We start from the raw sequence: 13,562 nt of genomic DNA, 5'->3' as shown, positions 1-13,562 counted from the left end.
CTGTTCTCACCTCATTTTATTTGATAAGATCATTATACACCGAAACAAACATATGTTCTACAAAAAAGAGACGTTTTCTTTAAAAAGAAAAAACCGATTCATCCCCCACCTTCACTTCGTTTAGAGGAGGGGGTCTTCTCGGTTAAAATGATAAAAAAGAAATCATAAAAGTAAGTAAGATCTTGATAGATGTTGTGGTGAAACAGTAATCTGTTGCTTTTGATCATGATATGGAAATGAACATGAAGCGTAAATAAGGCGATATAATCGGGCGTAAAAAAACAAAAATCTTTTCACGGATTTTTGTTTTTTTTATTAATTATAAAATCCCTTTCATTTCACATTGTATACAAACGTTTTTAAATTTGTTTATAAAATAAGTAAACGTAATGTTGAAATGTTTGTGAAGTTCATGCTAATATGATAAAGAGGATAAACGATATCGTAATTTGTTTGGGTTTATAATAAACTTTTTGGAGGATTGTTTAGTATGGGTGATGTTTCAGAGAAGTTTTGGGATGCTTCAGTTGAAGAATTAAAAAAAGGATATGTATTTGAAGAGGATACAGAAGAATATATTTGCTTAGCTTGCGGAGAAACTTTTATAAAAGGTGTTATTTATCAAGATCATAATGTTTTATATGAAGCAGAGAAATTCGCACAGCTACATATTGAAAAGGAACATACATCTATGTTCGCATATTTATTAAGTCTGGATAAGAAGTTTACAGGTTTAACAGATTTACAAAAGAAAATGGTGCAGTTTTTTTATATGGGTTTAAATGATAAAGAAATTGTGAAAGAGATGGATGGAGGCAGTACATCGACAATTCGTAATCATCGATTTACATTACGGGAGAAGATGAAACAGGCTAAGGTGTTTTTAACGCTGATGGAATTGTCGGAAGAAAAATCAAAAGTGCAGTCTAAATTTTTACCGATTCACCGCACAGCTACAATGGTGGATGACAGATATAACATTACGGAAGAAGAGAATGATGAAGTGTTGAAATTGCATTTTACCGAAGGATTAAATGGGCCGCTTGTTAAATTTCCGAAGAAACAAAAGCGTAAACTTATCATATTGAGACATTTAGTGAAAAAGTTTGATAGTAGTGAGAAGTATACAGAAAAAGAAGTGAATCAAATTTTAGAAAGTGTGTATCCGGATTTTGTAACCTTGAGAAGGTATTTAATTGAATATGGTTTTCTAGATCGCACAGCTGATGGAAGTAAATATTGGGTTAAGTTATAAGAAAAAGACAAAAGAAAGGAGAAATAAATTTTGAAATCACCTACAGATAACACCCAAGAAGGTGTAGAATCACAAAATCATGAGAAGGAAAAGAAACCGATATGGAAATCAATGTCCATGTTCTTAGTTCCTTTACTTTTAAGTAATGTATTACAATCAGTTGGACAATTGTTTGGGATGGTAGTGGTAGGACGATGGCTCGGTGTGAATGATTTAGCTGCCATTTCTGCATTCTTTCCATTGTTCTTTCTACTTGTTTCATTTGTAATTGGAATTGGCTCTGGTAGTTCAATTTTGATTGGGCAAGCGTTTGGTGCTCGTAATGAAGAGCGTTTAAAAGCAATCGTTGGTACAACATTGACCTTTACATTTGTTATTGGAGTCATTTTAGCGATAGTTGGAAGTATATTCGTAATGGACATTATGCGCCTTATGGGTACACCAGAAAACATTATTGATATGAGTGTTCACTATGCACGTATCTTATTTATTTCAATGCCGGTCTTATTCTTATATTTTGCATATACAACATTTATGCGAGGTACAGGAGATTCCAAAACGCCATTTTACTTTTTAATTGTTAGTACAGTATTGAACATGATATTGTTGCCTGTTCTTATTTTTGGTTGGTTAGGGTTGCCGGAACTTGATGTTTATGGAGCAGCTTATGCTTCTGTTATATCAACGATTATAACATTTGTTGTAATGCTTATTTATTTAAAGAAGAAAAATCATCCATTGCAATTGGATGGGGCAGTACGAAAATATCTTCGGATGGATTGGGAATTATTAAAGTTATTACTACGTCTTGGTATTCCAGCAAGTATTAATATGATATTAGTTTCGTTATCTGAGATTGCAGTCATTGCATTTGTAAATCGCTTCGGTTCTGATGCGACCGCAGCCTATGGAGTCGTGAACCAAGTGGCAAGTTATGTACAAATGCCAGCAGTGAGTCTTGGAATTACAGTATCCATTTTTGCTGCACAATCCATTGGTGCGAGTCAATTTGATCGATTACAGAAAGTTGTTCGGGCAGGTATTGTGATGAATTATATCATCGGCGGGGTATTAATTGCTCTTATTTATTTGTTCTCAAGAGAAATTTTATCATTGTTCTTAACAAGTCCAAATACAATCGAAATTGCTCATAGTTTAGTGATGATTACATTATGGAGTTATTTAATTTTCGGTCATGCGCAAATTATTGGTGCGACAATGCGGGCAAGTGGAACCGTACTATGGCCGACTATTATCGGTGTTGTATCAATTTGGCTTGTAGAAGTTCCTGTTGCCTATTACCTTTCGTATCATACAAGTCTTGGTATAAAGGGTATATGGATTGGATATCCAGCAGCATTTATTGTGAGTTTACTTTTACAATATGGGTATTATAAACTTTCATGGCAGAAGAAGCGGATTACGCGACTTGTTAGTTAGATTGAAAGTAAATAAAAATGTCCTTAAGCTTGAAAGCTTAGGGACATTTTTATTTTGTATGAGTACAAAGAACTCATAAATAACTTTTCAAAGTTACATCAAAATGGTGTCTTATGAGTTTTCCATCATTCATATAGAATTCCCAAGCTTTCTCTGGATCTCCGATAATCTCAAAGGAATTTTCTGTTATATATAAAGCACAATTATCCTCTAAAGCAATTCCATCTATATCACATGCATGATTTTGTAAGAATAAATGGAAAGCAGTTGCTCTATCTGGCTGATTGTAATGGGGACAGAAGTGTTTGTTTACCATATTCCAGCCATCGCTTTCTATATAGCCATCTCCTTTATAATTAGAACGGAAGCCGGTTGTAAACCAGCACATAGCACCAGAGCTATATCCTGCAATGAATGTTCCATTGTGTAGGGCTGCTATTAACTTTTCATCTATTTTGTTTTCCCTCCACTTTTCAAGCATATTGATATAATTTCCTCCGCCTAGATAGATGAAATCAGCAAAATGAATCATTTCACTTATTGTATCTTCGCTATAGCTTTCTTTTATGCAACATAGAATGTGAACATCACACCCTAACTGCTTTTCAAATGTTTCTCTAAATTCTTTTATATAACCTTCATCATCATTGCTTGCTGTTGGGATAAACAATACTCTTGGAGATTGTTTCCCAGTTAGTTCTATAAGTCGTTGATTTATATGGAAATGATCTGTCTGTTCGAGATAACCTCCGCCAATTACAGCTAACTTCATAATGAAGCACCACCTAATAGATTTTTATTATTGATAAAATTTCGCTACAGGAGAGTGGCTTTCCTTCTGCAACAAAAGATGAAAAGTAAAAAGTATGAATGAATAAAGGAAAGGTGTGTGATATACCGAAGTTAAATAAAAAGTGAACTCGATAATAGGAGGAAAAATAGTGAAAAAATTAATTGTAATTATACTAGCTGGAGCACTTATTTGGGCTGGAGTTAACTTTTATAATTCCAAGCAAGAAGAAAAAGAACGGAAAGCAAAACAAGCAGCACTGCAAGAGAAAGAAGTATTACCTCAAGTAGGATTTAAGGCGCCGAAAATCACACTAAAAGGATTAGACGGAAAGCTTTATTCATTAAATGATGCAAAAGGAAAACCGTATGTTATCAACTTCTGGGCGTCATGGTGTGGACCATGTGAAATGGAAGCGCCGGACTTAGTTCGTCTTTACGATAAATATAAAGGTGAAATCGAAATTTTTGCGGTGAATGCAACGATTGGAGATGCAGTACAAGAAGCAAAGGCGTTTGCAGATCGTTTTGGATTTAAGTTCCCAGTTTTATTAGATATGGATGGGGTGGCGGGACTTGATTATAAAATTGTTTCACTGCCAACAACGTTTTTTGTTGATAAAGATGGGATTATTGTAGATCAAGCGCGTGGAGTATTACCTCCGGATCAGTTGGAAAAGAAATTCAAACAATTAATTGAGAAGTAAGAGGGGGATAAAGGTTACAAAGCTTCTCATAGGGATAGGAAATGGAAGTGGGTGATTTCCAATGATATCATTTTTCACTATTTCATGTGCTACTATATTTATAGAGATTAGCATTATTCATATGTATTGGGAGTTTATTGTGAGAAGATTCCTTCTTTTTTGTTTTCTCTCTCTTTACAACTATCATTTAGAGGAGTATATTAATAATCAGAATAGCTCAATGTAGATTTTACAGCCAAATAATAAATCGCTTAATCCACTTCAGGAGCGGGGGAACCAAATTTGTGCATTGTCACTAGGGGTGAATCCTTTTATAGGTAGGGCTACTCTCAAGGCCCGAATCCGACAGCTAACCTCGTCAGCGTTTTGAGAGGGGGGCTTGTGTGTGTAAAAAACACTAGGTGCAACCTGGTGTTTTCTTTTTATTCTCTTAATGGCAAAATATAACATTTGTTTTTGAGTGTAATGGAAACAGAGAGGGGAAAGAGGATGAACTGGCTTACAAGTCTAATTACAATTGGCCTATTCGTAATTGTTGCAAAACCAATGGGAGACTATATATACAATGCTTTTCAGCGTAAGGAACCATTTCAAAAGGTATTTGGTCCACTGGAAAACATCTTATTTAAAGTTGCTGGGATTAAAGGGCATAGTCAGACTTGGAAACAATATATGTTTTGCTTAATGAGCACAAATTTTTTCTGTATCTTGGTTGTATATTCGATATTTCGATTACAAGGGATTCTTCCATTAAACCCGAATCACTTTTTAGGATTAGAACCAACATTAGCATTTCATACAGCAATTACATTTATGACGAATGCGAATTTACAACACTATGGGGGAGAAAGTAGTTTATCATATTTCTCTCAAATGGTAGGTGTGACATTTATGATGTTTGCGGCACCTGCAACTTCATTGTCAATTGGTATTACGTTTATTCGTGTACTAGCGGGGAAAAGAATAGGAAACTTCTTTGTTGATTTTGTACAAGCAATTACAAGAGTATTATTGCCAATTTCATTTGTGGCATCATTGATATTTGTGGTTTTAGGGACACCGCAAACACTGGATCCAACAATTGTTGTGAAAACGTTGGAAGGAACGGCACAAGAAATTCCTCGTGGACCGGTAGCGTCTTTGCTTTCTATTAAAGAACTTGGTGACAATGGAGGAGGTTTTTTTGGAACAGTTTCTGCGCATCCTTTTGAAAATCCCAATATGATAAGTAACGTGCTACAAATGATGTTACAAATGTTAATTCCGATGGCTTTTCCATTTGTATACGGAAGAATGGTTGGCAATCGGAAACAAGGTAGAATGTTTTTTATATCAATGTTCATTCTTTTGATTATCGGATTTTGTACGCTTGCTATATCTGAATTGAAGGGGAATCCATTGTTAAATCAATTAGGGATAGAAAGTTCACAAGGAAATATGGAAGGGAAAGAAACTCGTCTTGGCGTCATCTCTTCTGCTTTATATGCAACTGTTACGAGTGCCTCTGGAACAGGTGGTGTTAATACAACACATGATATCCATACTAATAACTAACCATAATTAGATATGGCTAGTTATTTTTTTTTTAGAAAAAACTTTCTCAATATGCTTTTCGATATAAAGAGAATCTATGTTCGCATTTTTTGTGATAAAATATTCTGTAAATAAACTGTGAGTTTGTATATAATCGGAAGTTTGTTGATAAGGGGTGAAAGTATGCGTTTTCATAAAGAAATCTGCGATATCATTGAAGATAGAGAAGATTTAAATTTAACAATTGTGGCCGAAAAAATTGGTGTATCCAAACAATATATATCTAAATTTAAAAACAAAGGAACAATTGGCTTTTGTCAGCTTGTGAAATTATCGCATGTTCTAAGTGATGAAAATAAAACATCTAAAGAAACTATGGACGAGTGGTGCTTAAAATTAGATACGGTAGAATCAATAAAACAAAGCTTTGAATATGCATGTGTAACGCGAAATGTTGAACTTTTAAACAAACTGATTTTAAAACATGAAAATGAAACTGGCACAGTACATGAATATGTATCAGTATATAGAATTTTATATCAATACATTATCGGGGAAGTGCATGGAACAGAAATAATTAATCAACTTAAGAAAGTAGGACAACCTAAAGATAAAATTTTAAATATTCTTATGGATATTATGAAGTGTTACAATTATTTTCACTTAAAGAAATATAATCTAATGTTAGAGCTAATACAAGAGATTGAAGAACAAGTTGAAGCTGTAGACGGTGATAGGAAATCTTACATTAAAGAGTGCTATATATACAGGGTTGCAGAAATATTTGCTCCTGTATATTTACATTATAATCATGTGGAATTAGCTAGAAAATTTGCTAATGTGATTATTGAAGCTAATATTAGTGCGAAAACTATTTCAGATGCTTTGTACATATTAGGAATGTCTTATTTAAGAGTGGAGAAATATAAGAGTCTTCAATATTTTGAAGATAGTTATGAAATTTTCAAAATTGTAAAAGATGAAGAATATGAAAAAGAAGTTCGATATAATTTGGATCTTGCTAAGATATATTTTGAAGAGACTTTAGAATTTGATTCCGATCCGATTTTAATACAGTTTCAAAACAAACGAGATGAACAAAGCCTTAATTTGCTTCAGAGTTCATTATATGATGGGACGGAAGAGGATTTTTTGGTATACTATAAAGGAGTTGTGAACGAATCTCCGACTGGAATTTATGAATGTTTTCAAAAGTTTCTTTTACAATCAAATTATTTTTTTACTAGCTTAGTTGCTAAAGAAATTTATAAAAGAGGAGACCGTTCGGAGCTTATTAAGTCGATGGTGGATTTTAAGGGTGATATAGGGAAGGGAGTGTTTTGTAGTGAAAAAGATAATTTCTACAATCTTAGTTGCATTAACAGTATTCACAGTAATAAGCGGATTTACAGGAATGGATCAAGGGAGCTACAAACAAAATAATATTATAATGTATCAAGACACAATCAAACCTGGTGGTTGAAATTGATAATATTTAAAAAGGCCGAGAATATTCTCGGCCTTTTTCTTTTAGGTAACCAAAAATGAAAAAAGAAAAGATTATATACTTTTCAAAATTTTCCCTAGAGGAAATGTTATTATAAGTAAAAAGAAGCGTAAGGGGATGTAAATATTGAAGAAAGAAGAAATTTTGGAAAAATTCATTCAATACTTGGGGGAAAGTTTTGAGGATGAAAAGCAAATAGATACATATATTGAAGCGCTTTTTGAAAAAGAGGAATAAAAAATAACAATGTCATTTAAATCGCATTGCTATTTTTTAATTCGCTTATTAAGTTGTTCAAAGCTTTCTGTGATTGATTGCATTTGTTTGAATACCATTTCTTGTTGTTCTTCTGGTAACTGGTCGATTCTTAATTTTAATTCTTTATATTTACGATCTAACATCTCGTCTAATTGAGGGTTGTCGGATCTTCCTAGTAGGTAGTCAACAGTAACATTAAAATAATCTGCAATTCGTTGAAGGGTTTCGCGAGAAGGTGATTTCAATCCTGTTTCGAATTTAGAAACGCTTGCACCGTTCACACCTATCTCTTTTCCAAGTTCATCTTGTTTTAATTTTCGTTCCTTTCTTAAAGAACGAATCCGATCCTTCAGTTCCATTAAATCACCTCCGTGGACAAGCTCCCTAATCTAAGGTAATTATATTATTTCCTATCGGGAAAATCAAACCAAAAAAAATTCCTTTTGGGATAATTTTTTTGAAAAAACACTTGAATTTTCCCTTAGGGAATATTATTATAAGAGCAACAGCTATTGAAAGGAGATAATTAATGAATAACAGTACAACGAAAACTAACTTAAAAAAGGCATTTGAAGATTCAGGATATACTTATGAAGAACTAGCTAAACTGTTAGGCATTTCATATAGTTATTGTTACAAGGTTATAAATAACGAGAAATATAAAAAGAATATCTATTATAACCTAGCAGCTAAAATTGCATTAGTTTTAGAAAAAGATGTTACAGATTTGTTCGGGGAGCAAGTCGATTTTTTTTAAGTATTAATATTCCCTTAGGGAATATTAAGGAGGAAGGGAAATGTCAAAAAGAACAATCAATGGATTCATTATTGAAGAAGTGTACGGTCACCGGAAAATTGAGGATGTATTTAAAGAAGCATACGAAAATCACTTTGGAGTAAAAGTGAAGGTGACTTGTAAAGCACAGAAAAACATTAGCGATTCAACAAATTTAAGAAGGAGTGCAACAGCATGATGGAGGATACTGGTTCATTAGCAATATTCGGACTGTTAATCGTTGCTTGTATTTGGATAATTTATATCACTTATGAACCGATTCAAAGATGGGCATGGAGTGATATAGAGCAAAAGAAAAAGGCCCACGGCCATGGGTCCTTTAGAAAAAAACACTTGTTATAAGTATATCACGGAAAGTGAGTAAGTAGTACATGCAGATGAATATGGTTACGTATCAAGTACTGTTACCTCAGAAATTTCGGAAGCAAGCAAAGAGTGAAAAAGAATTGAATCAGATGATTGAGCATTATTTCAGTGTTGGTTATCCAAATTATGTAATTCGAGAGATCATTGAAAGTGGAGAATCGCATATAGCGATTTGTGTAAGGGAGGATTAATTAATATGGCAATATTCAGACAGGTTCACACATCATTTTGGAACGATGTAAAGGTACAAGAAGATTTCACACCAGAAGATAAATACTTTTTCTTATATTTACTAACAAATCCACAAACAAAACAAATCGGTGTATACCAAATAACAAAAAAACAAATCGCATTTGAAACCGGATATTCACAAGAATCTGTAAAAGCATTGATGCAGCGTTTTGAAGACTATCACAAATTAATAAAATATGATGACGAAACCAGAGAAATAGTGATCTTTAATTGGGGTAAATACAATTTAAAAAAAGCTGGTAAACCTATTGAGGATTTACTGAAAAAAGAATTAAAAGATGTAAAGAATACTGAATTACTGGTTCCAATTTACGAACATATAGAACAACCATCTATAAAAAATGTATTTGCCAATTTCTTATTTAATCAAGAATCGACGATACGTAATACGAATCGTGGTACGTATCGTGGTACGGAACGTGGACAAGAAGAAGAAGAAGAAGAAGAAGAAGAAGAAGAAGAAGAAGAAAAAGAAGAAGATAATAAGCCCTCTTCTTCCAAAGAGGACAAGCCAGCATCAATTCCTTATAAAGATATTCTTAATTATTTAAATGAGAAAGCAAAAAAGAAATATAACCATCAATCAGAAGGCCACAGGAAATTAATTAGGGCTAGATGGAATGAAGGTTATGGAATCGATGATTTTAAACAAGTAATTGATAACAAGGTATCACAATGGTTAGGCCAATTTGATAAAGATGGAAAACCATTTGAACAATATCTAAGACCAAGTACGTTATTCGCACAAAAACATTTTGATAATTATTTAAATGAAACTATAAAAGGAGCGAAAAACAATGCAAGCAGTGGGAAAGATAGTAGCTTCATCAACAAATATGATTTCTCAAAACGCTAGTCAAAAATATGTATTGTCTCCTAATAGATGTAAGAATGTCTTCTTGGTAGGGAAAAAAAATATTAAAGACGTTTGCAGTAAACGTATGTTGATAGATACAGAAACAAATGAAGAGTTTTGTCCTCAATGTAGATCGGTAGAAAGGGAAGACCAGAAATTAGCTAAAGAGACATTAGCTATTAAGAAGAAAAATGAAATTATTCATTTATATGATTCATTTGCTGATAACAGTTTGATAAATGACAAGCTAAAGAAAGCCACATTTGAAAATTATGTACCTCCTAAAAAAGAATTAGCTGATGCAAAAGAAACCATTATGAAATTTGTTTCTTCATTTAATAAAGAAGAACCAACAAGCATGATTATTACTGGTAATTATGGAGTAGGGAAAAGCCATTTGTGTGTGGCAGCTACAAAAGAACTTATGAAAAAAGGTCACAGTGCAATGTTCATTCAAATGAATAAACTCTTTACCAAAATCAAATCAACTTGGAATAAAAATAGTGAAATGACAGAGGACAAGCTTATGTCTCTTCTAGCTAAGGTTGATGTTTTAATCATTGATGACTTTGGAGCGGAATTTACGGAAAAAGATAAAGAAGGCGTTACATGGAAACAAACGAAGACCAATGAAATTGTGGATAGTCGTATTGGTAAGAGTACTTTATTTACAACTAATTTTACTATTGATAAATTAGCAGAAATGTATGGAGAACGCGATTTTAGTCGGATGATGGAAAATGCTGAAATGTTAGAAATGCATGGTGATAATTATAGATTACGCAATTTTAAAAAGGAGGAATAAAAATGTGTGCATTATGCAATGGTACAGGAATTATTCGTAAAGAAACTTATCCAGGTGTAATTGAAACAAATGGTTGTAATTGTGAAGTAGCAGTTCAGCAGCAAGAAACATATCAAAAACGGTGGGAAGCATGGTTAGTTCATTTTGAATCGATGGCACAAAAAGTTGAATCAAAAAGACAGTCAAAAGCTAGTTAAAAGGGGGAAATAATGATGAAAGACACAGGGATTGTAAGAAAAGTGGACGAGCTTGGTCGTGTAGTTATTCCAATTGAAATGCGTAGAACATTAGGTATTGTTGAAGGTTCACCAATAGAGTTTCATGTTGATAATCAGGACATTGTTTTAAGAAAACATGAGAAAGCTTGCCTAGTAACAGGTAAGCTTTCTGACAACAATGTAGAACTTTTAAACGGCCGGATTGCTCTTAGTCGAGAAGGAGCGGAGGTTGTAATGGATCTCATTCTTCAAAAAGGCAAAGAAAAGGGGTGGCTTGGTAAATGATTCTACAATTCAAGTTCAAAGTGTCTACTATTTTTGATACTTGGCCATGCGAGGAAATTATTGTTGCTAGTACGGAGAAGAAAGCAAAGTATGAGTATTTCCAAAACCTTAAACATAAGTTTGTCACAATGAATGTTCATGAATTTACGAAGTTTGTAAGATGTGAAAATTTAGGATTAACAGATATTAATCCATCTTTGAGAGAAGAAGAACAATTTAAGCGTATGTGTAAAAAACGAAGAATACCATTTGCTTATATCGGAATGAAAGTACAGATCCTGGGACGAATGGGAAGAATCATTGGTAACTGTAAAAGTAACTTATTAGTTGTATTTGATGGAGATATGAAAATATACAACTGTGATCCAAGATTTGAAATAGCATACTTCAATAAAAGTGGTCGGATTATTAAAGATATAAGAAAAGGTGTGTATGCAGTTTAGTTTTATAGATTACTAACTTAAAAAGGGGCGTAGATGGATATGGCTAAGCAATTGAATATTTTCGATGTGGAGCCGGAAATTATGCAGTTTGATGTCAGTAAAGCGAAAGTGAAACGAGGAACAGGAAAGGTTACATATACAGATGTACGCGTGTTGATTCCTCGTAATGCAAAAAGTACAGATGAATTACCTCGTAAAACAAGTCCAAGTGAATCGTATGAAATATTTGAAGAGCATGCTATTGGTATTTGGCGTTACCAGCGTGCACTAGACAAATCTTTCAATTGGGAAGCGGCGGAAGAATTGTGCAAGGCAGCCAGGGATCATAAAGAATGCGTTCCGGTAAGGATATATCTAGGTAGTGGATTTAAACCTAATGTTATTGAGTACATGAAGTGAACAAAGGGAGATGCGTTTATGAAAGTAGAGATCGATACTTCTAGTAATAAAATCTACGTTGTAAAAGATGGTCGTGTGATTGCGGTAGAACCACCAGCTAGTGGATACGGTGAACAAGTTGCTGTTTGGCAAAATGGGAAAGTTGATCGTGTGGATACTAAGTTTACTGAAAAGATAAAATAATCATTTTTAGAAGGTAGGTTCGCTTATGAGCGTATCAAGAAATCATGAAGCGATGAAGGAATCACGTTTGAAAATATACATCGCTTTAGAAGAAGCTAACTTCATTTGGGATGAGCGAGACATTATACGCTTTCGGGATATGTGGAAGCAAAATATGAGTTTGCCAGAAATGGCTAAGGCATTAAGAAGGCATCAATCGGAAGTTGCGCTTCTTGTTATAGACCAAGCTGATAAGTATATGATTGAAAATCGTCCAATGGGATTAGGGATTTGTTAAAGAGAGGGGAAATCAAAATGAAAGCAATGGAAAATGGAGTGTTTGAAGCTACTAAATTAGTTAGTGAATCAAAGGAAGGACAAGTTGTAATGAATATCAATCAAATTTGTGAATTAGATCAATATCAAGAAGCAACATTACGTACATGGAATACAAATAACGATTTCGGTGGACGTGTTTTAAATACAGCATTAGGGCTTACGGGAGAAGCTGGCGAGGTTGCTGATATTGTAAAAAAAGCTATTTTTCATGGTCATGGATTTGATCCAGCTCATTGTCCAGGAGAAGAGGAAGGGAATACTCACAAATTGGCTTTAGAGTTGGGAGACATCATGTACTATATCTCAATTATGGCTCACGAAATGGGATACACCTTAGAAGATATAGCTCAAATGAATATCGCGAAATTAGCTAAAAGATATCCAAATGGATTTAGTCGAGAAGCAAGTCAAAAACGTGTTGATGTGAAATAATACAAAATTTGAATTTTATTAGAAAAGGGGAAATGAGAGATGGAATACATTGAAAAAGCAATTAAAGATATTAAAGAAAATTGGTTTGAAAATCATGTAGCTGAAATTCAAGGTGAAGAAGGGTTACAGGTTATTTACTGGGGGAAACCTGGGACAAGCTTTTATCGTACTAAATATGTACTTTCGGGATATAACGTATTCGTTTCTGGTGATCTTGGAGAAGCGGTTTATAACCTTACATGTTCAGCGACGTTAGAAAACATTAAAGGATTTAACTTAGGATATTTCACTGGAAAGTTAACAGCATTTTGTGAAGAACGTTGGAATTTTGATCAAGAAAAAGCTAAAAAAGAACTTGATGAATTTTGGGAAGAAAATGAAATGAACGAAACGGAAGATGGACAAGAAATATACGATGGTATTTGTTCGGCAATTAATGAAAGTTCGTCAATGGAATCTTTTCACTTTTGGTTAGGTGATGTTTATCATAATACCTCATTAGATTCTGACACAATGGAATACATTTGGGATTTAGGAAAAAGATTGCCGCGTCGTTTAATTGGTTATTGGTTGGGGTTACAAATGGCAATTGAGCAATTAGAGAAAAATAAACAGGCTGAAGCGGTAGTGAGTTAATTTGTACAAAAGCGTTATTTGAATAGAAAAGGAGTGTTTACATGAGCGGTTTCTATCCGAAAGCAAAAATAAAATTATCTTTCG

20 protein-coding genes, 1 pseudogene and 1 riboswitch are annotated in these 13,562 nt (G+C 33.6%); of the genes and pseudogenes, 19 read left to right on the top strand and 2 right to left on the bottom strand.

Annotated features, from left to right (window positions below; all coding sequences use genetic code 11):
* Window positions 1–490 precede the first annotated feature (490 nt).
* Both JDS96_RS27890 and JDS96_RS27885 read left to right on the top strand, forming a co-directional pair.
* Window positions 491–1,255 carry a DUF2087 domain-containing protein gene (locus tag JDS96_RS27890; protein ID WP_003196625.1) on the top strand — a complete coding sequence of 255 codons (765 nt, stop codon included), beginning with the start codon at window positions 491–493 and terminating at the stop codon, window positions 1,253–1,255.
* A gap of 30 nt (window positions 1,256–1,285) precedes the next feature.
* The gene (locus JDS96_RS27885) at window positions 1,286–2,695 is read left to right on the top strand and encodes an MATE family efflux transporter (protein ID WP_199668758.1); all 1,410 of its coding nucleotides are present in this window, start codon (window positions 1,286–1,288) and stop codon (window positions 2,693–2,695) included.
* A 73-nt stretch (window positions 2,696–2,768) separates the two neighbouring features.
* Here the strand turns inward: JDS96_RS27885 and JDS96_RS27880 are convergent, their stop codons facing one another.
* Window positions 2,769–3,467, bottom strand: a complete 699-nt coding sequence (locus tag JDS96_RS27880) for a Type 1 glutamine amidotransferase-like domain-containing protein (protein ID WP_016132706.1) — start codon at window positions 3,465–3,467, stop codon at window positions 2,769–2,771.
* Between the two features lie 169 nt (window positions 3,468–3,636).
* On the opposite strand from JDS96_RS27880, the gene JDS96_RS27875 reads away from it, so the two are divergent.
* The 3 genes and pseudogenes from JDS96_RS27875 (at window position 3,637) to JDS96_RS27865 (ending at window position 7,167) form a co-directional block, all read left to right on the top strand.
* Window positions 3,637–4,191, top strand: a complete 555-nt coding sequence (locus JDS96_RS27875; RefSeq protein ID WP_018766734.1) for a TlpA family protein disulfide reductase — start codon at window positions 3,637–3,639, stop codon at window positions 4,189–4,191.
* Window positions 4,192–4,429: 238 nt separating this feature from the next.
* Window positions 4,430–4,571, top strand: a riboswitch (cyclic di-AMP (ydaO/yuaA leader).
* 109 nt (window positions 4,572–4,680) lie between these two features.
* Window positions 4,681–5,736 (top strand): annotated as a pseudogene (locus JDS96_RS27870) (potassium-transporting ATPase subunit KdpA); the annotation flags it as partial.
* Between the two features lie 171 nt (window positions 5,737–5,907).
* A complete protein-coding gene (locus JDS96_RS27865) occupies window positions 5,908–7,167 on the top strand; it encodes an AimR family lysis-lysogeny pheromone receptor (protein WP_199668757.1) in 1,260 nt (419 codons plus the stop codon).
* A 330-nt stretch (window positions 7,168–7,497) separates the two neighbouring features.
* On the opposite strand, the gene JDS96_RS27860 is transcribed toward JDS96_RS27865, so the two are convergent.
* Window positions 7,498–7,848 carry a helix-turn-helix domain-containing protein gene (locus JDS96_RS27860; protein WP_078211439.1) on the bottom strand — a complete coding sequence of 117 codons (351 nt, stop codon included), beginning with the start codon at window positions 7,846–7,848 and terminating at the stop codon, window positions 7,498–7,500.
* A gap of 170 nt (window positions 7,849–8,018) precedes the next feature.
* Here JDS96_RS27860 and JDS96_RS27855 point away from each other — a divergent pair, with 170 nt between their 5' ends.
* The 14 genes from JDS96_RS27855 to JDS96_RS27790 are packed head-to-tail and all read left to right on the top strand — an operon-like array spanning window position 8,019 to window position 13,478.
* Window positions 8,019–8,246 carry a helix-turn-helix transcriptional regulator gene (locus tag JDS96_RS27855; protein ID WP_199668755.1) on the top strand — a complete coding sequence of 76 codons (228 nt, stop codon included), beginning with the start codon at window positions 8,019–8,021 and terminating at the stop codon, window positions 8,244–8,246.
* Window positions 8,247–8,286: 40 nt separating this feature from the next.
* Window positions 8,287–8,463: a hypothetical protein gene (locus JDS96_RS27850; protein ID WP_176134298.1), complete on the top strand. Its 177-nt coding sequence runs from the start codon at window positions 8,287–8,289 to the stop codon at window positions 8,461–8,463.
* Window positions 8,460–8,627 (top strand): hypothetical protein, encoded by a 168-nt coding sequence (locus JDS96_RS27845; RefSeq protein ID WP_199668760.1) that lies wholly within the window; start codon window positions 8,460–8,462, stop codon window positions 8,625–8,627. Before JDS96_RS27850 ends, JDS96_RS27845 begins: the two co-directional genes overlap by 4 nt.
* A gap of 29 nt (window positions 8,628–8,656) precedes the next feature.
* The gene (locus JDS96_RS27840) at window positions 8,657–8,842 is read left to right on the top strand and encodes a hypothetical protein (protein WP_199668754.1); all 186 of its coding nucleotides are present in this window, start codon (window positions 8,657–8,659) and stop codon (window positions 8,840–8,842) included.
* A 5-nt stretch (window positions 8,843–8,847) separates the two neighbouring features.
* Window positions 8,848–9,759 (top strand): conserved phage C-terminal domain-containing protein, encoded by a 912-nt coding sequence (locus JDS96_RS27835; RefSeq protein WP_199668752.1) that lies wholly within the window; start codon window positions 8,848–8,850, stop codon window positions 9,757–9,759.
* A complete protein-coding gene (locus tag JDS96_RS27830; protein WP_199668751.1) occupies window positions 9,701–10,564 on the top strand; it encodes an ATP-binding protein in 864 nt (287 codons plus the stop codon). Before JDS96_RS27835 ends, JDS96_RS27830 begins: the two co-directional genes overlap by 59 nt.
* 2 nt (window positions 10,565–10,566) lie before the next feature.
* A complete protein-coding gene (locus tag JDS96_RS27825; protein ID WP_199668749.1) occupies window positions 10,567–10,761 on the top strand; it encodes a hypothetical protein in 195 nt (64 codons plus the stop codon).
* Between the two features lie 15 nt (window positions 10,762–10,776).
* On the top strand, window positions 10,777–11,067 hold the full coding sequence (locus JDS96_RS27820; RefSeq protein WP_199668748.1) for an AbrB/MazE/SpoVT family DNA-binding domain-containing protein: 291 nt from the start codon (window positions 10,777–10,779) through the stop codon (window positions 11,065–11,067).
* Complete coding sequence (locus JDS96_RS27815) at window positions 11,064–11,510, top strand: MFS transporter (protein ID WP_199668745.1); 447 nt, start codon at window positions 11,064–11,066, stop codon at window positions 11,508–11,510. The genes JDS96_RS27820 and JDS96_RS27815 overlap by 4 nt, the downstream gene beginning before the upstream one ends.
* A gap of 39 nt (window positions 11,511–11,549) precedes the next feature.
* Window positions 11,550–11,909 carry a cell division protein SepF gene (locus JDS96_RS27810; protein WP_199668744.1) on the top strand — a complete coding sequence of 120 codons (360 nt, stop codon included), beginning with the start codon at window positions 11,550–11,552 and terminating at the stop codon, window positions 11,907–11,909.
* 18 nt (window positions 11,910–11,927) lie between these two features.
* On the top strand, window positions 11,928–12,092 hold the full coding sequence (locus JDS96_RS27805; RefSeq protein WP_199668743.1) for a DUF3954 domain-containing protein: 165 nt from the start codon (window positions 11,928–11,930) through the stop codon (window positions 12,090–12,092).
* Between the two features lie 25 nt (window positions 12,093–12,117).
* Entirely contained in the window at window positions 12,118–12,369 is a 252-nt protein-coding gene (locus tag JDS96_RS27800; RefSeq protein WP_078211457.1) for a helix-turn-helix domain containing protein, read from the top strand.
* 17 nt (window positions 12,370–12,386) lie between these two features.
* Window positions 12,387–12,842: a nucleoside triphosphate pyrophosphohydrolase family protein gene (locus JDS96_RS27795; protein ID WP_199668742.1), complete on the top strand. Its 456-nt coding sequence runs from the start codon at window positions 12,387–12,389 to the stop codon at window positions 12,840–12,842.
* Window positions 12,843–12,881: 39 nt separating this feature from the next.
* Complete coding sequence (locus tag JDS96_RS27790; protein ID WP_199668740.1) at window positions 12,882–13,478, top strand: hypothetical protein; 597 nt, start codon at window positions 12,882–12,884, stop codon at window positions 13,476–13,478.
* Window positions 13,479–13,562 lie beyond the last annotated feature (84 nt).

This window comes from Bacillus cereus group sp. N21 (assembly GCF_016483395.1).
Classification (GTDB): Bacteria; Bacillota; Bacilli; order Bacillales; family Bacillaceae_G; genus Bacillus_A; species Bacillus_A pseudomycoides.
This window is presented reverse-complemented; position numbering and strand designations above follow the sequence as displayed.